Genomic DNA, 20,974 nt, shown 5'->3' with positions numbered 1-20,974 from the left:
GGTACTCTCGCGTGACGAGAAGCGTAATGGCGCCGGCAGTGGGTCATCCTTCGCGGTGTCAGGCCCTGCCCGAAACCCCGCCCCGGCAGAACTCCCAGACCTCCTCCGCGGAGACCTGCGTCGACGCGCTGCCGGACGGGACGCCCGGGGTCTGTGCGGTGAACATCGCCGACTGCATCACCAACGACGCCGCGCGCCGCGGCTTGTCCGCCCGCGCGTCACCCGACTCCACGGCCTGCTCGACGAGTTCGGTGAACAGGTCGAGCAACGGCACGTGCGCGGTGGCCACTTGCTCCGGGTGGGTGCCAAGGAGCTGCATCGCGAAGTCGGTGAACAGCGGGCTCTGTCGGCCGGGGCGCGGAAGTGACTGCTCGTAGAGCATGTGCACCGCGACGCGCAGCCGTTCGAGGGGCTTCTTCTTGGCGGCGGTGGCGGCGCGGATCTCGTCGGCCGAGCGCCCCAGGGCGTCCTCGAACAGGGCGAGCAGCAGCTCGTGTTTGCCGTCGAAGTGCTGGTAGAAGCTGCGCAGTGACTGCTTCGAGCGCTCGACGACCTCCTGCACGGTGAAGTCGGTGGTGCCCTTCGCGGCGATGAGCTCCTGTGCCGCTTCGAGGAAGCGCTCGATCCGGTGTTCTGCGCGGAGCTTGGCCGCGCGCGTGGACCGCTCGATCGCGCGCTGTCGCCAGACGGGCGGAGTGGGCTCTGCGGGTACGGCGTTCATCTGCGGAACGATACTCGACGCAGTTGAGAAGCGGGTGGCTTCCACCTACCGAGTCGGGTAGCGCGTGAGCGGGAACGCCATTCTCCGGTGAAGCCATCCCGCGATGTTCAGGAGCGCGGCCAGGGCTGGCCGCTCAGCCGCTCGACGCTGGTGTTGAAGCGCTGCAGGTAGCGGGCGAAGGTCTCGACGTCGTCCGCCGACCAGTCCTCGAAGACCTTGTCCAGTTCCTGGACGTGGGTCTCGCGCTCCTCGTCGAGCTGCCGCTCGCCCTCCTCGGTGAGCCGGAACTTGCGGGCCATGCCGCCGTCCGGGTCGGGGATCCGCTCCAGGAGCCCGGCCCGCATCGCGCTCGCCGTCTGCCGGTTGAGCGTGGAGGCGTCGAGCAGGAAGGCCTCGCTGAGCTGACCGATGGACATCGGACCCTGTGCCTGGATCCGGCTGAGCATGATGTACGCGCTGCGCTCCAGGCGGTCGGCCTGGCGGCGGCGCTTCTCGCTGCCGAGCTGATGTCGGCCCAGCACCATGTGCTCGAACTCGACCAGGTGCGATGGCTTGTTCATGTACGTGCGTCCTCCTGGGTCGACCGTATCGCAGGGTGTTATGTGCATCACGCACGCAATATGCACGATACACATCGTGTGTATGATGCATAGCGTTGCACACGCTGAATAGGAAAGATTGAGGAGTCCTTCATGGATGCGCCCCAGTCGAGCGGTCGGTCGGGCGCCATCGTCGCCACCCTCGCGCTCGCAGGCACCGTCGCCGCGATCATGCAGACGCTGGTGACGCCGCTCATCGCCGAACTGCCGCAACTCCTGGACACGTCGTCCTCGAACGCGGCGTGGGTGGTCACGGTCACCCTGCTCGTCTCCGGTGTGTGCGTGCCGGTCTCGGGTCGGCTCGGCGACCTCATCGGCAAGCGACGCATGATGCTGATCTGCGTCGTCCCGCTGATCGTGGGCTCGGTCGTCTGCGCGCTCTCCTCGTCCGTCGTCCCGATGATCGTCGGGCGCGGGCTCCAGGGGATGGGTATGGGCATGGTGCCGCTCGGGATCGCGCTGCTGCGCGATGTCGTGCCGACCGAGAAGCTCAGCGGGTCCATCGCGCTGGTGAGTGCGTCCATGGGTATCGGCGGCGCGATCGGCCTGCCGATCGCCGCGGCCGTCGCGCAGTACGCGAACTGGCGCGTCCTGTTCTGGGGTTCGGCCGTCCTCGCCGTGGCCATCGGCGCGATGATCTACGCGATCGTGCCGGACGTGCCGGCGGCCGCGAAGGGGCAGCGCTTCGACGCCCCCGGTGCGATCGGTCTCGCGATCGGTCTCGTCTCGCTGCTGCTCGCCGTGTCCAAGGGTGCCGACTGGGGCTGGGGGTCGGGCGCCACGCTCGGCCTGTTCGCCCTCGCCGTGGTCTCCCTGCTCGTGTGGGGCCGCTACGAGCTGCGCACCCGCGAGCCGCTCGTCGATCTGCGCACCACCGCCAGGCCCCGCGTGCTGTTCACCAACGCCGCCTCGATCCTCATCGGCGTCGGCATGTACTCCTTCATGCTGATCGCGCCGCAGCTGCTCCAGTTCCCCGAGGCCACCGGCTTCGGCCTCGGCCAGTCGATGCTCGCGGCCGGTCTGTGGATCGCGCCCGGCGGCGTCATGATGATGCTGATCTCGCCGCTCGGCGGAAAGCTGATCAACGCCCGCGGCCCGAAGTTCGCGCTGATCCTCGGCGCCCTCGTGATCGCGCTCGGCTACGGCGCCGCGCTGCCGCTCATGGGGACGGCCTGGGGCATCATGCTCGCCGGCATCATCATCAACAGCGGTGTCGCCCTCGCCTACGGTTCCATGCCCGCGCTGATCATGAGCTCCGTGCCGCTCTCGGAGACGGCCGCGGCCAACGGCTTCAACACCCTGATGCGCTCGCTCGGCACCACGATCGGCTCCGCCGTCGTCGGTGTCGTCCTCGCGCAGATGACCGTCTCCATGGGAGGCGTCTCGATCCCCTCCGAGGGCGGCTTCCGCACCGGCCTGATGATCGGCTGCGGTGTGGCCGTGCTCTCCGCCGTCGTGGCGACGTTCATCCCGGCGCTGCGCAAGGGTGAGGGCGAGCCGGCGGGCGAGCGCGAGCCCGTGACCGACGAGGCCCCGGCCCGCGCCTGACCACGCGGCGGAGTGGTCGAAGAAGTCCTCACTTCCCCCGGGACATCACCCGCTCCGCCGCGGCCCAGTGCTCGTCGGAGACCCACAGTCGTGCGAAGGCCCGGGCCGCCTCGCGCGGCGAGCAGCCGCCCGGTCGCGTCACGTGCTTGATCGACCGCGCCGGGCGGTGGGCGAGTGAGTGCGCCAACGCCCGCCACCCCGCCTCGAACCCGCCCCGCGGCAGCACCCGGTCCACCAGGCCCTCCCGCTCGGCCTCCCGTGCGCTCAGGATCTGCCCCGAGCCGGCGAGCAGCAGCGCCCGTCCCGGCCCGACAAGCGCGGCGAGCCGCTCGGCGCCGCCCCACGCCGGCATGATCGCCAGCGCCACCTGGTTGAAGGCGATCCGTACGTCATCGGCGGCGACCCGGATGTCCGCGGCGAGCGCGAACTCGGCGCCACCGCCGAAGGCGTGGCCGTTCAGCGCGGCGATCACGGGGCCCGGGAAGGCGGCGACGCGGTCGCAGATCGCACGCATCCGCAGCGCCATCCCCATCGCGGCCTCCTCGGTGCGCAGCGCCGCCAGCTCCTTGAGATCGCCGCCCGACACGAACGCCTTCTCACCCGCCCCCTTGATGACGAGCGCGTGCGTCGTGCCCTCCTGCTCCGCCTCGGAGACGGCGTCGAGCACCTTGTCCAGGCGGTCCATCGTGGCGGGCCCGATCGCGTTGCGCGCGTGCGGACGGTCGATGGTGACGACGGCGAGCGCGCCGTCCAGTTCGAGGTCGACCATGCGAAGCCCTTCGGGGAGATGAGCGCGGACCGTGGTCGCGTACGACGTATGGAACATAGCTTCTCGATCTGAGAGAGTTCAATTCTCATGCGTGCTCAGTGCGTACAGGCGTATGCCACGAGGAGGTTGGTCTCTTCCATGCCGACGATCCCGGTCACCGCGCTCAGGACGATCCCCCCGGAGCTGGCCCGGCGCTACGAAGCGGAGGGCTGGTGGACCCACGACACCCTCGGCGAGGTCCTGACGGAACGTCTGCGGGCCGCCCCCGAGGCCGAGTTCAGAGTGCACTCGCGTGTACGCCCCTGGTCCGGAACCTTCGGCGACGTGGAGCGCACCGCGCGGCGGCTCGCGGCCGGGCTGCGCGAGCGCGGCGTCGGCCCCGGTGACGTCGTCGCGTTCCAGCTGCCCAACTGGAGGGAGGCGGCGGCCGTGTTCTGGGCCTCGGCGCTGCTCGGCGCGGTGGTCGTCCCGATCGTGCACTTCTACGGGCCCAAAGAGGTCGGCTACATCCTGCGCTCCACCCGACCGAGCGCCTTCTTCGCCGCTGCGCGCTTCGGTCGCCAGGAGTTCAAGCCCGAACTCAGCGCCGGCGTACCGATCGTGGGCGTGGTCGGCCGCGACTTCGACGACCTCCTCGCCGACGAGCCGATGGACGGCTTCCTGCCCACGGATCCGGCCGCGCCCGCCCTGATCGCCTTCACCTCCGGCACCACCCGCGACCCCAAGGGTGTGGTGCACAGCCATCAAACGCTGCTGTGCGAGACGCGCCAGCTCTCCGCCGCCTACCCGCCGGACCGGGGCAAGCAGCTCACTGTGGCGCCCGTCGGCCACTTCATCGGGATGGTCAACGCGTTCCTGATCCCCGTGCTCGACGGCTCACCGATCAACCTCGGCGACGTATGGGACCCGGCGCAGGCGCTCGACCTCATCGCCCGCGAGAACCTGGTCGTCGGCGGGGGAGCGACGTACTACATGACGAGCCTGCTCGACCACCCCGACTGCACCCCGGCGCACATCGCCCGCCTCAAGTACGCGGGTCTCGGCGGTTCCGCCGTCCCCTCCGCCGTGACGACCCGTCTGGAGGGCCTGGGCATCACGGCGTTCCGCTCCTACGGGTCCACCGAGCACCCCTCCGTCACCTGGGCCCCGCACGACGGCCCCGCCCGCGTCCGGCTGCACACCGACGGCACCCCGCTGGACGGTGTGGAGCTGCGGCTCGACGCCGACGGCGAGATCCTCACCCGCGGCCCCGACCTCTGCCTCGGCTACACCGACTCCGAACTCACCAAGTCGGCCTTCGACGCCGAGGGTTGGTACCGCACGGGCGACATCGGGGAGGTCGACGCGGACGGCTGCCTGTCCATCACCGACCGCAAGGCGGACGTGATCATCCGGGGCGGCGAGAACATCAGCGCCCTGGAGGTCGAGGAGGTGCTGCTCGGCATGGACGGCGTCGCGGAGGCCGCCGTGGTTGCGGCGCCCGACGCCCGGCTCGGTGAGCACGCGGCCGCCGTGCTGCGCATGCTGCCCGGCCAACCCGTCCCCGACCTCCCGGAGTTGAGGAAGTACTTCGAGCGCGCCGGGATCGCCCGGCAGAAGTGGCCGGAGGAGGTGCACGGCGTCGAGGAGTTCCCGCGCACGGCGAGCGGCAAGGTGAAGAAGTTCGTGCTCCGCCAGAACCTCCGGAGGGACATTGCCTCACCCGTTCGGTGAGAATACTATTCTCACATTCGGCCAAGGAGGATTCCATGCCTTCGCGCACCCTGCCCTATCCGCTGTTCGACGCGGACAACCACCTCTACGAGACCCGGGAAGCGTTCACCAAGTACCTCCCGAAGCAGTACGACGGTGCCATCGAATACGTCGACGTCCGCGGACGCACGAAGATCGCGATCCGCGGGCAGATCAGCGAGTACATCCCGAACCCGACCTTCGACGTCGTGGCCCGGCCCGGTGCGATGGAGGAGTACTTCAGGGTCGGCAACCCCGACGGCAAGACCCGCAGGGAGATCTTCGGCGAGCCGATGCGGGCCGTCCCGGCGTTCCGGGAACCGGGCCCCCGCCTGGAGCTCCTGGACGACCTCGGCATCCAGCGCTCCCTGATGTTCCCGACGCTCGCGAGCCTCATCGAAGAGCGCATGAAGGACGACCCGGAGCTGATCCACGCGGTCATCCACGCGCTCAACGATTGGCTGCACGAGACCTGGGGCTTCGTCCACAAGGACCGCATCTTCACCGTCCCCGTGATCACCCTGCCCTTCGTGGACAAAGCGATCGAGGAGCTGAACCGGGTGGTGGAGCGCGGCGCCCGCGCGATCCTCGTACGTCCCGCACCCGTGCCGGGCCCCGGCGGTGTCACCCGCTCCTTCGCGCTGCCCGAGTTCGACCCGTTCTGGAAGCGCGTGCAGGAACTCGGGGTGCTCGTCACCTTCCACTCCTCCGACAGCGGCTACTCCAACTACGCCAACGACTGGGAGGGCGGCACCCGCGAGTTCCTGCCCTTCAAGCCCAACGCGTTCCGGCAGGTGGCGGAGTGGCGGCCCGTGGAGGACGCGGTGGCGTCGATGATCTGCCACGGCATGCTCTCCCGGTTCCCCGCTCTGAAGGTCGCGGTGATCGAGCAGGGCGCCTCCTGGGTGGAGCCCGTCCTCGGCCGGCTCGCGGACGTGTACAAGAAGATGCCGCACGAGTTCCAGGAGGACCCGGTCGAGGTCTTCAAGCGGCACATCCACATCAGCCCGTTCTGGGAGGAGGACCTGGCCGCCCTCGGTGACCTCATCGGCATCGAGCGGGTCCTGTTCGGCTCCGACTACCCGCACCCGGAGGGCCTCGCCGACCCGGTCTCGTACGTGGACTTCCTCGGCAAGCTCGACGAGACCGACAAGGCCAAGGTGATGGGCGGCAACCTGGCCCGCCTGATGGCCCCATGAGTGCCGACGGCGCTCTGAAGTGGCGCAGCATCCCCGAGATGGCGCTCAGCGCCGCCGACCGGTTCGGCGACGCGGAGGCCGTCGTTGACGGGGACCTGCGCCTCACGTTCGCCGAACTCGCCGAACGGATACGGGTCGCCGCGGGCGCCTACGCCCACGAACTCGGCATCCGCAAGGGCGACCGGGTCGCGCTGTGGGCCCCGAACTCCGCCGACTGGATCGTGGCGGCCTTCGGGCTCACGGCGGCCGGGGGTGTCCTCGTCCCCGTGAACACCCGCTTCAAGGACGCCGAGGCACACGACATCGTGCGGCGCAGCGGAGCCAAGGCGCTGCTCGTCCAGAACGGCTTCCTGGACCGGGAGTTCAGCGGTCCCGACGGTGTACCCGTGATCGATGTGACATCCGGCTTCCTCGCCTCGGGCAGCCCTTACGCGTGCGACGTGGGCGAGGACGACATCGCCGACATCGTGTTCACGTCCGGCACCACGGGGCGCTCCAAGGGCGTCATGACCACCCACGGGCAGACGCTGCGCCTGTACGACGAGTGGTGCGACCTGGCAGGTCTGCGGCAGGGCGACCGGTACCTCATGGTCAACCCGTACTTCCACATCTTCGGCTACAAGGCGGGCCTGGTCGCCTCGTTCCTGCGCGGCGCCACCATGCTGCCGGTCCCCGTGTTCGACACGGACGTGGTGCTCGACCTGGTCGAGCGCGAGCGGGTGACCGTCCTGCCGGGGCCGCCCACCCTCTACCACTCGCTGCTCGCCGCACCACCCGGCCGCGACCTGTCCTCGCTGCGCGTCGCGGTCACGGGGTCCGCCGACATCCCGGTCGAGCTCGTGCGGCGCGTCACCACAGAGCTGCCCTTCCAGCACCTGATGACCGGTTACGGGCTGACCGAGGCGGGCACCGTCACCGCCTCCCGGCCCGGCGACCCGTACGAAGCCGTCGCCACCACCGTCGGCCGCCCCTGCGAGGGCTTCGAGGTGCGTGTCGCCGACGACGGCGAGGTCCTCGTGCGCGGCTACGCCGTGATGAAGGGCTATCTCGACGACCCCGCCGCCACCGCGGAGACCATCGACCCCGACGGCTGGCTGCACACCGGCGACCTCGGGGAGCTGGACGCGGAGGGCCGGCTGAGGATCGTCGGACGCAAGAAGGACATGTTCATCGTCGGCGGCTTCAACGCCTACCCGGCCGAGGTCGAGGGCTTCCTCCTCGAACACCCCGCCGTCGCCCAGGCAGCCGTCATCGGCGTGCCCGACGCGCGCATGGGGCAGGTCGGCAAGGCGTTCGTGGTGGCGCGCGAGCAGGTGAGCGCCGAGGACCTCATCGCGTGGAGCCGCGAGCGCATGGCTGGGTTCAAGGTGCCGCGACACATCGAGTTCCGTGACGCACTGCCGCTGGGCGCCACAGGCAAGGTCCTCAAGGACCAGCTGACCGCAGGACGGCCCGAGGAGGAGCCGCGACACCCATGACAGACGACCCCGTGCACACCCCGTCAGGCCTTCCCCTCAAACCCGTCTACACCCCGGCCGACGCCCCCGGCACACCGCCGGACCCGGGTGCGTACCCCTTCACCCGGGGCAACTACCCGACCGGATACCGGGGCCGCCTGTGGACCCGCCGCCAGTACTCGGGCTTCGGCACCGCCGAGGAGTCCAACCGCCGCTACCGCTACCTCCTCGACCAGGGCTCGACGGGCCTGTCCGTGGCGCTCGACCTGCCCACCCAGTGCGGCTACGACTCCGACGACCCGGAGTACGCCGACGAGGTCGGCCGGGTCGGAGTCGCGGTCGACAGCCTCGCCGACGTCGAGCTGCTCTTCGAAGGCCTCCCGCTCGACCGGATCAGTACGAGCTTCACCATCAACGGCACGGCGGCGATCCTGCTCGCGCTGTACGTGGCCGCAGCCGAGAAGCGCGGCATCCCGCGCGCCGCGCTCACCGGCACGATCCAGAACGACATCCTCAAGGAGTACGCCTCGCGCGGCACGTGGATCTGGCCGCCCGAGCCCTCGCTTCGGCTGATCGCCGACACCATCGAGTTCTGCGCCGAACAGGTACCGCGCTTCAACGCCATCTCCGTCGCGGGCGCCCACTTCCGCGACGCCGGGGCCAACGCCGTCCAGGAGATGGCGTTCACGCTCGCCGACGGAGTCACGTACTGCGAGACGGTCATCGAGCGCGGCCGCATGACCATCGATCAGTTCGCGCCGCAGATCTCGTTCTTCTTCTACACGCACGGCGATTTCTTCGAGGAGATCGCCAAGTACCGTGCCGGGCGCAGGCGGTGGGCGACGATCGTGCGCGAGCGCTTCGGCGCCGAGACCGACAAGGCGTGCATGTTCCGCTTCGGCTGCGTCGCCGGAGGTGCCTCGCTGTACGCGCCGCAGGCCCGCAACAACACCGTGCGCGTCGCCTACGAGGCGCTCGCCTCCGTCCTCGGCGGCGTGCAGTCCATGTTCACGGCGGCCTGGGACGAGCCGTTCGCGCTGCCCAGCGAGGAGTCCGCGACGCTCGCGCTGCGCACCCAGCAGGTGCTCGCGTACGAGACGGGGGCCGCGGCGGTCGCCGACCCGCTGGGAGGTTCGTACTTCGTGGAAGCCCTCACGGACGCCACCGAGGAGCGGGTCGTCGAGGTCATGGACGACTTGGAGCGGCACGGCGGCATGGTCCGTGCCATCGAGGACGGCTACCTCCAAGGGCTCATCGCCGACGAGGCGTACCGGGCCCACCAGGACATCGAGTCGGGTGCCAGGCCCGTCGTCGGCGTCAACCGGTTCACCGCCGACGAGACGCCGCCCGACCTGGCCACGTACGAACTCGACGCCGAGGGACGCGAGCGGCAGCTGAAGCGGCTCGCCCAGGTGAAGAGCGAACGCAGCGCGGCCGAAGTGCGGCGCACGCTGGCGGAGTTGAGGCGCGCCGCCGACGTCCCGGACGTCAACCTCATGGGACCGCTCGTCGACTGCGCCGCCGCCTACTGCACTGTGGGCGAGATGTCCGACGTGCTGCGCGCGGTGTGGGGCGAGTTCCGGCAGCCGGTGGTGTTCTGATGGCCACCGAATCCGGCGCCCGTGTGCTGATCGCCAAGCCCGGACTCGACGGGCACGACCGCGGTGCGAAGATCGTCGCGCGGGCGCTGCGGGACAGCGGATTCGAGGTCGTGTTCACCGGCATCCGGCAGCGCGTCACCGACATCGCCGCGACCGCCGTGCAGGAGGACGTGGCCGTGGTCGGCCTGAGCATCCTCTCCGGCGCCCACATCGCGCTGACCGCCCGCATCGTCGAGGCGCTGCGGGCCGCGCACGCCGAGGACATCGCGGTGGTCGTGGGCGGCTCCATTCCGGCCGCGGACATCCGCCGCCTGAAGAAGGCGGGGGCCGCCGCCGTCTACCCGACCGGCACACCGCTCGACCAGATCGTGGCCGACATCCGCAAGCTGACCGCAGACCGTTCGTGAGGAGCCCCGTATGCGTATCGGAGTGATGTCAGGCCCCGAGCGGGGCGACAGCGCACGCAAGGCCGCCCGCATGCTCGACGACGTGCGCTGGGCGGAGGAGGCCGGGTTCGACACGGTGTGGGTGCCTCAAGTACCCACGGACTTCGACGCGTTGACGGCCATCGCGCTGATGGGCTCGGTGACCTCGCGCATCGAACTGGGCACGGCCGTCGTCCCGGTGCACACCCAGCACCCCATCGCCCTGGCCCGCCAGGCACTCTCCGTACACGCGGCGGCCCAGGGTCGGCTCGCGCTCGGGGTCGGCGCCTCGCACCACTGGATCGTGCGCGACATGCTCGGCCTGCCCTACGAGAAACCCGCCGCCTATACGCGCGACTACCTGGACGTCCTCAACACCGCGGTGAGGGGCGCGAGTTCGGTAGACGTCGAGAACGCCACGTTCACTGTCCACAATCCGCTCGGTCTCGCCCCGGTCGCTCCTCTGCCCGTCCTGCTCGCCGCGCTGGGCCCCGTCATGCTGCGCGTCGCGGGGGAGCGGGCCGACGGAACCGTGCTGTGGATGGCCGACGAACGCTCTGTCGCCGACCACGTCGTGCCCCGCATCACCAAGGCCGCCCAGGAGGCCGGGCGCCCCGCACCGCGCATCGTCGCCGGCATCCCCGTCTGCCTGTGTCGGCCCAACGAGGTGGACGCCGCGCGCGAGCGCGCCAACCGCATCCTCGGCGAGGCCGAGATCTCGCCCAACTACCAGCGCTTGCTGGAGTACGGCGACGCCCGCGACGTCGGCGACCTGTGTGCGGCCGGGGATGAGGCGGCGATCAGGGCCCGCTTCCAGCGGTTCGCCGACGCGGGCGTCACGGACCTGTCCGTACGGCTCCTGCCGATCGGTGAGGGCCGCGCGGAACTGGTCGCCTCCAAGCGCCGCACCCGCGAAACAGTGGCGGCGATCGCCGCGGAGCTGCGGTGAACGGCGGACCACTCGCGGGTGTCCGCGTTCTGGAGGTCGGACACATCCTCGCGGGCCCCTACGCGACGATGCTCCTGGCCGATCTGGGTGCGGAGGTGACCAAGCTGGAGCCACCCGGCGGCGACCTGTCACGACAGGTGTCCGATACGTACTTCGCGAGCCTCAACCGCGGAAAACGCAGCATCCGGGTGGACCTGACGACGGACGGGGGACAGGAACGGCTCCACCAACTCGTGGGTGACGCAGACGCGTTGCTCGTGAACCTCAAGCCGTCGGCGATCCGGAGATGCGGACTGACCTACGACGACCTGAAGCAGTACAACGACCGTCTCGTCTGCGTCGCCCTCACCGGGTACGGCATGGACGCGGGCGACGACCCCGCTTTCGACTACGTCGTCCAGGCCGCCACCGGCATCGCCGCTCTGACCGGCGACCCGGAAGGCCCGCCGATGCTGCCCGGCTACTCGTCCGCCGACAACTCGTCAGGAATGGCCGCCGCGTTGGGGCTGCTCGCGCACATCGTGTCGGGGCGCGGCGGGCAGGTCGACGTGAGCCTGCGCGACGTCATGCTCTCCCAGCTCAACTACCGAGCCGCCGCCTACCTCAACGAGGGCACCGTCCCCCGCCGCACACCGGGCGGCGCCCACGCCTACTACGTTCCGGCCCAGCTGTTCCCCACGGCAGAAGGCCACTTGGCGCTGTTCGTCACGCACGACGGCTTCTGGCGGTCCTTCGCCACCGAGGCGGGCGTCGACGAGCCCGCATTCGCCACCATGGCGGGCCGGGCGGCACACCGGGACGATGTGATCGCGGCCGTCACGAAGGCACTGGCCGGGGACACGGCCGAGAGCTGGGAGGCGCGGCTACGGCCCCTGCACGTCCCGGCCGCAGCGGTCCGTACGCTGCCCGAGGCACTGGAGGGCACGCCGCACGCGGTGATCGAGGCGGGTGACTTCCGGCTGGTCGGGAGCCCGATCCGGGTCGCCGGGCACGAGCCGTCGTACGGGGCGCCGCCGCGGCTCGGGGAGCACGACTGAGAAAGGTGTGACACTTTCCCGAGATGTGTCACGCCTCCCGCCGGAGGGGTCCGGCCGGGGGCGTTGGTGCCGTGCGGGGGCCGGTTCTACACGTCCGAGGCCGGCGTCCCCTCGTACCGGTCGAGGAAGTCCTCCACGAACTTCACGGCCTCCTCGTGCCCCGCTGTCATCCCCATCGTGTTCTCCATGGTCAGGATCCGGCCGAGCGCGTTGGTGAGCACAAGGAGCACGGTGGGGGAGAGCCCGTCGGGCAGCTCCACGCCCATCTCGGTGAGCCTGCGTGTGAGAGCCGCCACCTGCGCCTGCCGGTAACGCTCGGCGTGCGCCGCGAGTTCGGCGCGGATCGCTTTGCGGTGGTTGGCGAGCGCCGCGAACTCCGTCGTCAGTGTGTTGCCGGGGTGGCTGCTGAGCTTCCACAGCGTGCGTATCGGCTGCGGGCCGTCGAGGACGCGGTCCACGCGCGCCAACTCCTGTTCCGCGCGCCGCCGAAGCGCCGCCAGGAACAGGTCGTCGAGTGTGCGGAAGTAGTACAGGACGAGCGCCGGAGCCACCTCGGCCTCGCGCGCCACCCGCCGCACGCCGACGGCCGCGTACCCCTCCTCCAGCATCAGCCGCTCCGTGGTGTCGAGCAGCAGCAGGCGGGTCTTGGAGGTCTCGGTGCCCATCCGGCGCGGCGCAGCAGTCATGCGGTCATTGTGCTTGACGCTCGCGAAGCGCGAGTGTTAAACGGTCGTTCAGCACCTCGGTCAAGCACTCGTCCAGTGTAAGTCCTCGAGATCGCCGAGTCCTGCCCGGTCGAGACGATCTCGCTCGTGGACACGGAGAACGGGAAGCCGGTCCTTCCGCCGGAATGGAGCCGCGTGCCTGCGCGAAACCTACTGCTTCAGGCGCTCGGGGTGACCTCGTCCACAAGCCCCCAACTCCAAGCCTCGCGCGCGGTCAACTCCATTCCCGACAGGGCGAGATGGGCGGTCCTGTGGCGACCGATGCGGCGCGGGATCCCGGCCGTTCCGCCGGCGCCGGGGACCAATCCCATGGCGACTTCCGGCAGTTGGATCCGGGTGTCGGGGGCCGCTACGATCCGTCCGGCGAACGAGGCCAGTTCGATGCCCGCGCCCACGCACGCGCCGTGCAGGTGCGCGGTGGCCCGCCCTGCGCAGCGTGCGAGCAGGGCCGCCGGGCTGCGTTCGACGCGCACCCGATGGGCGCGAGCGGGATCGTCCGAGGTGCCGAACTCGGTGAGGTCACCGCCGCTGCAGAACGCGGGTCCGCTCCCGCGCAGGTGGATCCGGGCCACCGAGGTGTCGGCGACGGCCACCGTCAGGGCCTCGCACAAGGCGTCCCTGGTCGCCGCGTCGACGGCGTTGCGCACCCAGGGCCGGTCGAGGGTGATGGTGAGCCGATCGCCCTCGCGGGCCAGGCGCACCGGCCGTTCGGCGGGGCGGGCGGTGCCGTGCGGAGTACTCGCGAGCCAGTGCCGGAAGGCCGTGCCGCCCTGCAACGCGGAGTACGTGAGGGACTCCGCGACAAGACGCTCCGGAATGGCCAGGTTCCGGCCCAGGCGCAGGACTTGGACCAGCGCTGTCGCCGCGTCGGGGCTCGCCGTCACCGAATCGCACAGCCGGTCGGCGCTCTCGCGGGGATCGGCGCAGGAAACCCAGGGGCGGGGCGCGTCCTTCACCCCGGTCAGCAGCACGTCGTACGCCTCCGCCGGGACGGCTACGGGCCGCGCGGCGCAGCCGATGACGACGCGCGGGCGGGTGTCGAAGGGGGTGCGTCCGGACCCGGGGCGGTCCTGCGGGGCGCGGCTGAAGTCGCTGTCGAGGTCGACGAGTTCCCATGGAGTGTCCATGCGTCCCGGTGAACCGCCCTCCTGCCGGGTGTCTCCCGTTCGCGTCGGCGCGAGTGTAATTTGTCGATCCATGCGGGAGAAGGGTGGTTGCGGGTTTGGAGAATACGGATCTGCACGCGAAGGCCGATACGGAGACGGGAGTGCGGCTCTTGGCGGGCCCTCTACGTCCACTTCACACGGTCGCCCGTGACATCACCGCACTCACCGGCGTCCCGGTCGACCTCGACACGGAACTGTTCCTGCGGGCCAGGCTCGCGGGCTTCGCGACCGCGGGGTGGATCTCGGCCGGTGGTTCTTGCCGGTTGCTGCGGGCGGCCGACGGCTGGGTGGCCGTCAACCTCGCCCGCCCCGCCGACCATGCGGCCCTGCCCGCCCTCCTCAACCTGCTGGGCGGTGCGGGTGAGTTGACGGACGCGGTGGCCGCGCGCCCAGCGGCGGAGGTCGCCCGCCAGGCCCAGCTCCTGGGGGTGCCGGCGGCGTCCCTCGGGTCGGAGCGGGGCCGCCGCCCACCCGTGCTGCGCGAACGCCTTGGGCCCGCGAGCGAGCCGCGGACACCCGGCGGCGTACGCGTCGTGGACTTCTCCGCGCTGTGGGCGGGCCCGTTGTGCGCGCGCCTGCTCGGCCTCGCGGGCGCCGACGTGCTGAAGGTGGAGAGCACGACCCGCCCCGACGGCGCCCGCCGCGGCAGCCCCGCCTTCTACCGGCACCTGCACGAAGGCCACCGCGGTGTCACCCTCGACTTCACCGACCCCGCCGCGCTGCGCTCCGCGATCGCGGACGCCGACCTGGTGATCGAGGCGTCACGCCCGCGCGCCCTGCGCCGCGCCGGGCTCGACGCGCACGAGTTCCTCGCCGGGCGGCCCGGCCGGGTGTGGGTGAGCGTCACCGGATACGGGCGCGCCGACGGCCGGATCGCCTTCGGCGACGACGCGGCGGTGGCGGGTGGACTCGTGGCGTGGCCCCCGGAGGGCACAGGACCCGTGTTCCTCGGTGACGCCCTGGCCGATCCCGTCACCGGTCTCTACGCGGCCCGCGCCGCGGCCCGTTCGCTGCGGGACGGCGGTGGACACCTCGTGGACGTCGCCATGGCGGCGTGCGCGGCGGACGTCGCCGGCGCGGATGGCGACCGCCCGTGTTGATCCGGGACGTGGAGGTCGAGGCGCTCGGCCGGGTGGACGTGCGGGTGGCGGCGGGGCGCGTGGTCGAGGTAGGCGCTCGCCTCGGCGGGCGCGGGGGGATCGACGGGCGGGGCGGCGCGCTGCTGCCGGGACTGCACGACCACCATGTGCACCTCGCCGCGCTGGCCGCCGAGACGGCTTCCGTGCGGGTCGGTCCCGCGGATGTGGCCGGGCCCGAAGGACTGGCGAAGGCGCTTCGGGGCGGGGCGCCGGGGGAGTGGGTGCGGGCCGTCGGCTATCACGAGAGCGTCGCGGGCGACCTGGACCGCGCGGTGCTCGACCGACTCGTCGCCGACACGCCGGTGCGGGTGCAGCACCGCAGCGGCGAGCTGTGGGTGTGGAACGGGGCTGCCCTGCGCGCCGCGGGTCTGGACGACGCCGGGGACGGCAGGTTCTGGCGCTCGGACGAACGCCTGCGCACCAGGATCCCGCCGACCCCGTTGGATCTGGCGGGAGTCGGGCAGCGGGCAGCGGGCAGCGGCATCACCGGATTCACCAACGCCGACCCGCACCCCGCCCCCGGCCTCCGCACACTCCTGCGTCCTCTCCCGCAACGCCTCACGATCCTCGGCCTGGACCCCGCCGCCCCCGCGAAGATCCGCCTCGACGATCTGACGCTCCCCACCCCCACCGACCTGGCGGCGCGCATCACCCGGGCCCGCCCCCGACCCGTCGCCGTCCACTGCGTCACCCGCGTCCAGCTCTTCGTCACGCTGCTCGCCCTCGACGAGGTGGGCAGCGTGCCCGGCGACCGTGTCGAGCACGGCGCGGTGATCCCCGCAGAGGCCGTCGACCGGCTACGGCGGCTCGGCGTCACCGTGGTCACCCAGCCGCACTTCCCGGTGGAGCGGGCGGCCGCGTACGAGCGGGACGTGGCCGCCGACGACCGGCCCCACCTGTACCGCTGCGGCACGCTCCGTGCCGCGGGCGTCCCCGTCGCCGCAGGCACGGACGCCCCGTACGGCACGGCGGATCCCTGGGCGGTGATGCGCGCGGCAGCCGGACGGGCAGGCCCCGAAGGGCTGACGCCGCGTGCCGCGCTCGGCCTGTTCCTGGGCGGGCCCCTCGCGCCCGGCGGCACCCCGCGCACAGTGGCACCGGGCACCCGTGCGGACCTGTGCCTGCTCCACGTACCCCTGCAAGAGGCGCTCGACGACCTGTCGGCCGACTGCGTACGGACGGCCTTTGTGGGCGGCCACAGCATGTACGTGTGAGCCGCCCCGCCGGGACCCGTGCACCTGCCCCGCCGGGATCCCTGCAACTGTCCCGCTGGGATCCCTTCACCCGTCCAACTCGACACCCTCCCGCCGGTCGACCCGCCCCGCCGCCCGCGCGAACGCACACACATGGCGCTCCATCCGCCGTTTCGCCCCCGCCTCGTCACGGGCCCGGATCGACTCGGTGACCCGCGCGTGGGCCCGGGTGGTGAGACCGCGGATGTCCTCGTCCAGGAAGTGCTCGATGTCGGTGGCGGCGTAGATCGCGTCGGCGAGGGCCGTCATGAGGCCGATGAGGAGTTCGTTGCCGGACGCGCGCGCCACCGCGGTGTGCCAGTGCACGTTGGCGCGCAGAAAGTGGGGGACGTCGCCCGCTGCCGTCAACTCGCTGTGTGCGGCGTCCAATTGGGTCAGGTCGTCCTCCGTGCGCCGGACCGCGGCCAGCGCGGCGCAGGCGGGCTCGACGGCCTCCCTCGTCTCGTGCAGCGCGTCAAGGCGGAGGTGCTGGCCCCGGATCACCAGCTCGACTGCGCCTGCCAGTGAGGCGTGGTCGGGACAGTGCACGAACGCGCCGCCGCCCCGGCCCGGACGGATCCGCAGCAGTCGCTCCACCTGGAGAATGCGCAACGCCTCGCGCACCGTGGCGCGGCTCAGCCCCGTCCGCTCCACCAACTCCCGTTCCGGCGGCAGCATCGAGCCCTCCGGCAGCTCGCCGGAGAGGATGCGTTCCCGGATGTCGGCGGCCAGGACATCGGCCGCCTTCGGGACCGCGAGGGGCGCGAACGGCTTCCCGGTGACCACGGCTCAATAGCTCCTCGGCAGGCCGAGTGTGTGCGAGCCCAGATAGTTGAGGATCATCTCCTGGCTGACCGGAGCGATCTTCATCAGGCGGGCCTCCCGGAAGAACCGGGCGACCGCGTACTCCTCCGCGTACCCCATGCCGCCGTGCGTCTGCAACGCCCGGTCGGCGGCGTCGAAACCGGCGTCCGCGCACAGGTACTTGGCGGTGTTCGCCTCGCGCCCGCACGGACGTCCGTTGTCGTACAGCCACGTCGCCTTGCGCAGCATCAGCTCGGCGGCGTCGAGCCGGGCGAGGGAGTCCGCAAGGGGGAACTGGAGGCCCTGGTTCATGCCGATCGGCCGCCCGAACACCTCGCGCTCATTGCCGTACGACACCGCGCGCTCCAGCGCCACACGGCCGATTCCCAGCGCCTCGGCGGCGATCAGCATCCGCTCCGGATTGAGCCCGTCGAGGATGTACTTGAAGCCCTGGCCCTCCTCGCCGACCCGGTCGGCCACGGGCACCCGAAGGCCGTCGATGAACAGCTCGTTGGAGGTCACGGCGTTGCGGCCCATCTTCGCGATGGGGCGGATGTCGACGTGCGCGCGGTCGAGGTCGGTGAGGAACAGCGTCATGCCGTCCGTCTTCTTCGCCACGTCGTCCGCGCGCGTGGTGCGGGTCAGGAGCAGGATCTTCTCCGACTCCATGGCCTTCGAAATCCATACCTTGCGGCCGTCGACCACGTAATGGTCGCCCTCGCGGCGCGCGAACGTGGTGATCCGCGTGGTGTCGAGCCCCGCCTCCGGCTCGGTGACGCCGAAGCAGACGTGCAGATCGCCGGTGGCGACGCGGGGGAGGGTGCGCCGCTTGAGTTCGTCCGAACCGTGCACGACCACGGGGTGCATCCCGAAGATGTTCAGGTGGATGGCGCTCGCCGCGTTCATGCCGCCGCCCGAGCGCGCCACCTCCTCGAGGAGCAGCGTGGCCTCGGTGATCCCGAGGCCGTGGCCGCCGTACTCCTCCGGGATCGTCAGGCCCAGCCAGCCGCCCCCGGCCACGGCGGCGTAGAACTCCTCGGGGAACTCGTGCTGTTGGTCCTTCGCGCTCCAGTACGCGTCGTCGAAATCGCGGAGCAGTCCCGCGACCGCTTTGCGGATCGTCTCCTGGTCCTCGGTGAGCTGGAAGTCCACGTGCGTACACCTCCGGGACAGTGGCATACCTGACAAAGGTCAGACCGAAAGGCAACCTACTGGACGGCGGCTCGGTGCGTACAGGGGGCGTTCCGGGCATCCGCGCGGCCCATGCCCGGGGCGACGGTTGCCGTGCGCGGGGCGGGGCAGCAGTGGTAAGTAGTCGGGTGATGTCCAAGCCCGGCACAGTACTTGGAGGTGCACGGTGATGCTCCCGGCGCGCCGGCGCGCAGCGATTCAGGCACACGCGGAGACAGCGCGCGCCGCGGGTCTCGAGGCTCAGGTCGAGCAGCTGACGGAAGCCGTCACCGCGCACGCCGAAGTCGATCAGGCCATCGGAGTCGTGGTCGCGGTGGGCGGCCTCTCGCCCGCCGAGGCGTGGGACGTGCTGCGGGAGATCTCCATGCGGAGCAACGTCAAGCTGCGCCTGGTCGCCCTGCGGCTCGTCGCCTGGCCGCGCACGCAGGAGCTCGATCCGGTGATACGCGCCGAGCTCCAGCATCAACTGGACCTGCGCGGCGCGCAGACCGGAAGTGGAGCCGCGCCGGAACCGCAGTGAAGACCCGCTTCCCGGCCTGCGCCGGGAAGCGGGGCGGGCTCACTGCCGAACCCGCCACCTCAGCATTGACGGCTCCAACCCTCGGGGTAACACGCAGGCGCGCGCCCTAACGCGAACGTGCCCGGAATCTTCACGCGGACCGACGCGCACGGTCATCCACCAGCACTTCGGCCACTTTGTTCAGTACCACGTCGACCTCCTCGTCCGGCAGCAGCTGTACGAGTTCCGGCCCGTTCGGTGCCGGACGTCGGTGCGCGGGCACCGGCTCAGCGGGTCGCGTGCAGCGCGTCGCCGAACCGCCGGTGACTGTGCCGCCAACCGCCCGCGACCCGCACGGCGCCGCGCACGTGCGGATGGTCCGCGGCCAGCCCCGCGTGCTCGTGCTCCTCCACCGGGACGGAACCGTCCACCCCCGCCGGCCACAACCGAGCCGCGGCGACCCCCGCACCCACGGCCACCACCGCGAGCCCGACCACCGCGGCCCCCGGACCGGCCCGTGCGCCCAGCCACCCCGCCAGCGGGTACGTGAGCAGCCAGCACGCGTGCGACAGGGAGAACTGCGCGGCGAACGCCGCCGTACGTTCCCGCTCCGGTGCGGCCCGCCGGACCAGCCGGCCGGTCGGCGTGACCACCATCGAGCACCCGCCACCGAACGCGGCCCAGGCGGCGAACAGCGCAGGCGCCCGCCAACTCCCGGCGTGCGCCGCCGTGATGACCCCGACGACGGCGAACACGCCACCCAGCGCCAGCGCCCCGCGCACCATCACCGTCCGCTCGCCCACCCGCTCCAGCATCCGCGGCACCACGAGCGCCACCGCCATCGACCCGGCCCCGTACGCACCCAGTGCCACCGGCAGCGCGCCGGACGGCAGGCCCAGGAAGTCCCTTACGTAGACGACGGAGTTGACGGTCACCAGCGCGCTCGCCGCCGCCACGGCCAGGTTCATCGCCAGCAGGGCGCGCAGTTGGGGGAGCGCGAGGAAGAGGCGGGTCCCGGCCGTCGCCTTGGCGAACACACCACCCGCGCGCGTGGGCGCGGGCAATCGCTCGGGCAGCGTCGTCGAGGCTACGAGGGCGGCCGAGGCGAGGAAGCCCAGGACCGTTCCCGTGAACAGGCGGTGGTACGAGAGCACGGACAGGAGCAGCGCGGCCAGCGCGGGACTGAACAGGCTCTCCATGTCGTACGCGAGCCGGGCGAGCGACAACGCGCGCGTGTAGTTGCGTTCGTCGGGCAGCACGTCCGGGATCAGCGCCTGGAAGGTGGGCGTGAAGACGGCCGAGGCGGACTGCAGCACGAACACCAGGACGTAGACCTGCCACACCTCGTCCACGAAGGGCAGTGTCAGGGCCGCACCGGCCCGCAGCAGGTCGGAACCCACCATCACCGCACGTCGCGGCAGTCGCTCCGTGAACGTCCCCACCAGCGGGGCGATCAGTACGTACGCCGTCATCTTGATGGCGAGCGCGGTGCCGAGCACGGCGCCCGCGTCCGCCCCCGCGATGTCGTACGCCAGGAGCCCCAGCGCGACCGTCGCGAGACCGGTGCCGACGAGGGCGACGACCTGGGCGCCGAACAGTCGGCGGTACGTGCGGTGGCGCAGAACCGTGAGCATGCGGGCCCCTCCCGAAGGCTGCGCCGCCAGAATACTCTTTATGTGCGCACCTGCGCACATAAAGAGTATGTAACCGCCGGATGCACCGTTCACGCAAGGGCTTCAAGGCAACGGCACCCGGGGCGCGTTCCAAACGGCAGGCCCTAGGCTGGGGCCATGCCCGCAAGCGATCCGACCCCCACCGCGGCACCCGCGGCCGTCGCGCACCCGCGCGAGCCCGACGCCGCCCGACTCGCCGAGGCGACACGGGTGTTCGCCCTGCTGTCGGACGCGACCCGGCTGCACGTGCTGTGGCTGCTCGCCCTGGAGGAGTCGGACGTGGGCTCGCTCGCCGACCGCGTCGCGGCATCGCGCACGGCCGTCAGTCAGCACCTGGCGAAGCTGCGGCTCGCGGGCCTTGTCGAGGCGCGCCGTGAAGGCCGCCACATGCACTACCGCCTCGCCGACGGGCACCTGCGTCGCCTGGTGACGGAGGCGCTGAGCCACGCGGACCACCGGGTGACCGGAGAGGCACCGCACGACTGAGCCGTTCCGGGTTACGTATCCAT

20 protein-coding genes are annotated in these 20,974 nt (G+C 71.4%); 12 read left to right on the top strand and 8 right to left on the bottom strand.

Features of this window, described 5'->3' with window-relative positions:
- Positions 1 to 58: 58 nt before the first annotated feature.
- Positions 59 to 721 (bottom strand): TetR/AcrR family transcriptional regulator, encoded by a 663-nt coding sequence (locus tag ACIRHA_RS15560; protein ID WP_403845109.1) that lies wholly within the window; start codon positions 719 to 721, stop codon positions 59 to 61.
- Positions 722 to 828: 107 nt separating this feature from the next.
- Positions 829 to 1,281 carry a MarR family winged helix-turn-helix transcriptional regulator gene (locus tag ACIRHA_RS15555; protein ID WP_403845107.1) on the bottom strand — a complete coding sequence of 151 codons (453 nt, stop codon included), beginning with the start codon at positions 1,279 to 1,281 and terminating at the stop codon, positions 829 to 831.
- 132 nt (positions 1,282 to 1,413) lie between these two features.
- On the opposite strand from ACIRHA_RS15555, the gene ACIRHA_RS15550 reads away from it, so the two are divergent.
- Positions 1,414 to 2,868: an MFS transporter gene (locus ACIRHA_RS15550; protein ID WP_403845101.1), complete on the top strand. Its 1,455-nt coding sequence runs from the start codon at positions 1,414 to 1,416 to the stop codon at positions 2,866 to 2,868.
- 28 nt (positions 2,869 to 2,896) lie between these two features.
- On the opposite strand, the gene ACIRHA_RS15545 is transcribed toward ACIRHA_RS15550, so the two are convergent.
- Complete coding sequence (locus ACIRHA_RS15545; protein ID WP_403845099.1) at positions 2,897 to 3,694, bottom strand: enoyl-CoA hydratase/isomerase family protein; 798 nt, start codon at positions 3,692 to 3,694, stop codon at positions 2,897 to 2,899.
- Positions 3,695 to 3,775: 81 nt separating this feature from the next.
- Here ACIRHA_RS15545 and ACIRHA_RS15540 point away from each other — a divergent pair, with 81 nt between their 5' ends.
- From ACIRHA_RS15540 to ACIRHA_RS15510, 7 genes are read left to right on the top strand one after another with little or no spacing between them, the layout of a single operon-like run.
- Entirely contained in the window at positions 3,776 to 5,350 is a 1,575-nt protein-coding gene (locus ACIRHA_RS15540; protein ID WP_403845098.1) for an AMP-binding protein, read from the top strand.
- Positions 5,351 to 5,385: 35 nt separating this feature from the next.
- Positions 5,386 to 6,567 carry an amidohydrolase family protein gene (locus ACIRHA_RS15535; RefSeq protein ID WP_403845095.1) on the top strand — a complete coding sequence of 394 codons (1,182 nt, stop codon included), beginning with the start codon at positions 5,386 to 5,388 and terminating at the stop codon, positions 6,565 to 6,567.
- Complete coding sequence (locus ACIRHA_RS15530) at positions 6,564 to 8,045, top strand: FadD3 family acyl-CoA ligase (RefSeq protein WP_403845094.1); 1,482 nt, start codon at positions 6,564 to 6,566, stop codon at positions 8,043 to 8,045. Before ACIRHA_RS15535 ends, ACIRHA_RS15530 begins: the two co-directional genes overlap by 4 nt.
- The gene (locus tag ACIRHA_RS15525) at positions 8,042 to 9,625 is read left to right on the top strand and encodes a methylmalonyl-CoA mutase family protein (protein ID WP_403845092.1); all 1,584 of its coding nucleotides are present in this window, start codon (positions 8,042 to 8,044) and stop codon (positions 9,623 to 9,625) included. Before ACIRHA_RS15530 ends, ACIRHA_RS15525 begins: the two co-directional genes overlap by 4 nt.
- The gene (locus tag ACIRHA_RS15520; protein ID WP_403845090.1) at positions 9,625 to 10,032 is read left to right on the top strand and encodes a cobalamin B12-binding domain-containing protein; all 408 of its coding nucleotides are present in this window, start codon (positions 9,625 to 9,627) and stop codon (positions 10,030 to 10,032) included. The genes ACIRHA_RS15525 and ACIRHA_RS15520 overlap by 1 nt, the downstream gene beginning before the upstream one ends.
- Positions 10,033 to 10,042: 10 nt before the next feature.
- Positions 10,043 to 10,999 carry an LLM class F420-dependent oxidoreductase gene (locus ACIRHA_RS15515; RefSeq protein WP_403845088.1) on the top strand — a complete coding sequence of 319 codons (957 nt, stop codon included), beginning with the start codon at positions 10,043 to 10,045 and terminating at the stop codon, positions 10,997 to 10,999.
- Positions 10,996 to 12,036, top strand: a complete 1,041-nt coding sequence (locus ACIRHA_RS15510; RefSeq protein WP_403845086.1) for a CaiB/BaiF CoA transferase family protein — start codon at positions 10,996 to 10,998, stop codon at positions 12,034 to 12,036. Before ACIRHA_RS15515 ends, ACIRHA_RS15510 begins: the two co-directional genes overlap by 4 nt.
- 86 nt (positions 12,037 to 12,122) lie before the next feature.
- Here ACIRHA_RS15510 and ACIRHA_RS15505 read toward each other — a convergent pair whose 3' ends face one another.
- Positions 12,123 to 12,722 carry a TetR/AcrR family transcriptional regulator gene (locus ACIRHA_RS15505; protein ID WP_403845083.1) on the bottom strand — a complete coding sequence of 200 codons (600 nt, stop codon included), beginning with the start codon at positions 12,720 to 12,722 and terminating at the stop codon, positions 12,123 to 12,125.
- Between the two features lie 197 nt (positions 12,723 to 12,919).
- Positions 12,920 to 13,888 carry an enoyl-CoA hydratase/isomerase family protein gene (locus ACIRHA_RS15500; protein ID WP_403845081.1) on the bottom strand — a complete coding sequence of 323 codons (969 nt, stop codon included), beginning with the start codon at positions 13,886 to 13,888 and terminating at the stop codon, positions 12,920 to 12,922.
- Positions 13,889 to 13,983: 95 nt separating this feature from the next.
- Here ACIRHA_RS15500 and ACIRHA_RS15495 point away from each other — a divergent pair, with 95 nt between their 5' ends.
- Positions 13,984 to 15,027: a CoA transferase gene (locus ACIRHA_RS15495; RefSeq protein WP_403845079.1), complete on the top strand. Its 1,044-nt coding sequence runs from the start codon at positions 13,984 to 13,986 to the stop codon at positions 15,025 to 15,027.
- Positions 15,021 to 16,280 (top strand): amidohydrolase family protein, encoded by a 1,260-nt coding sequence (locus ACIRHA_RS15490; protein ID WP_403845077.1) that lies wholly within the window; start codon positions 15,021 to 15,023, stop codon positions 16,278 to 16,280. The genes ACIRHA_RS15495 and ACIRHA_RS15490 overlap by 7 nt, the downstream gene beginning before the upstream one ends.
- A 66-nt stretch (positions 16,281 to 16,346) precedes the next feature.
- Here the strand turns inward: ACIRHA_RS15490 and ACIRHA_RS15485 are convergent, their stop codons facing one another.
- Entirely contained in the window at positions 16,347 to 17,084 is a 738-nt protein-coding gene (locus ACIRHA_RS15485) for a FadR/GntR family transcriptional regulator (RefSeq protein WP_403845075.1), read from the bottom strand.
- A 3-nt stretch (positions 17,085 to 17,087) separates the two neighbouring features.
- Entirely contained in the window at positions 17,088 to 18,254 is a 1,167-nt protein-coding gene (locus ACIRHA_RS15480) for an acyl-CoA dehydrogenase family protein (RefSeq protein WP_403845072.1), read from the bottom strand.
- Positions 18,255 to 18,462: 208 nt separating this feature from the next.
- On the opposite strand from ACIRHA_RS15480, the gene ACIRHA_RS15475 reads away from it, so the two are divergent.
- Positions 18,463 to 18,813 carry an ANTAR domain-containing protein gene (locus tag ACIRHA_RS15475; protein WP_403845070.1) on the top strand — a complete coding sequence of 117 codons (351 nt, stop codon included), beginning with the start codon at positions 18,463 to 18,465 and terminating at the stop codon, positions 18,811 to 18,813.
- Between the two features lie 266 nt (positions 18,814 to 19,079).
- Here the strand turns inward: ACIRHA_RS15475 and ACIRHA_RS15470 are convergent, their stop codons facing one another.
- Entirely contained in the window at positions 19,080 to 20,426 is a 1,347-nt protein-coding gene (locus tag ACIRHA_RS15470; protein WP_403845067.1) for an MFS transporter, read from the bottom strand.
- Positions 20,427 to 20,582: 156 nt separating this feature from the next.
- Between ACIRHA_RS15470 and ACIRHA_RS15465 the strand changes: the two genes are divergently transcribed.
- Positions 20,583 to 20,951, top strand: a complete 369-nt coding sequence (locus ACIRHA_RS15465) for an ArsR/SmtB family transcription factor (RefSeq protein WP_403845065.1) — start codon at positions 20,583 to 20,585, stop codon at positions 20,949 to 20,951.
- Positions 20,952 to 20,974 lie beyond the last annotated feature (23 nt).

Source organism: Streptomyces sp. NPDC102360 (assembly GCF_044766085.1).
Lineage (GTDB): Bacteria > Actinomycetota > Actinomycetes > Streptomycetales > Streptomycetaceae > Streptomyces.
This window is presented reverse-complemented; position numbering and strand designations above follow the sequence as displayed.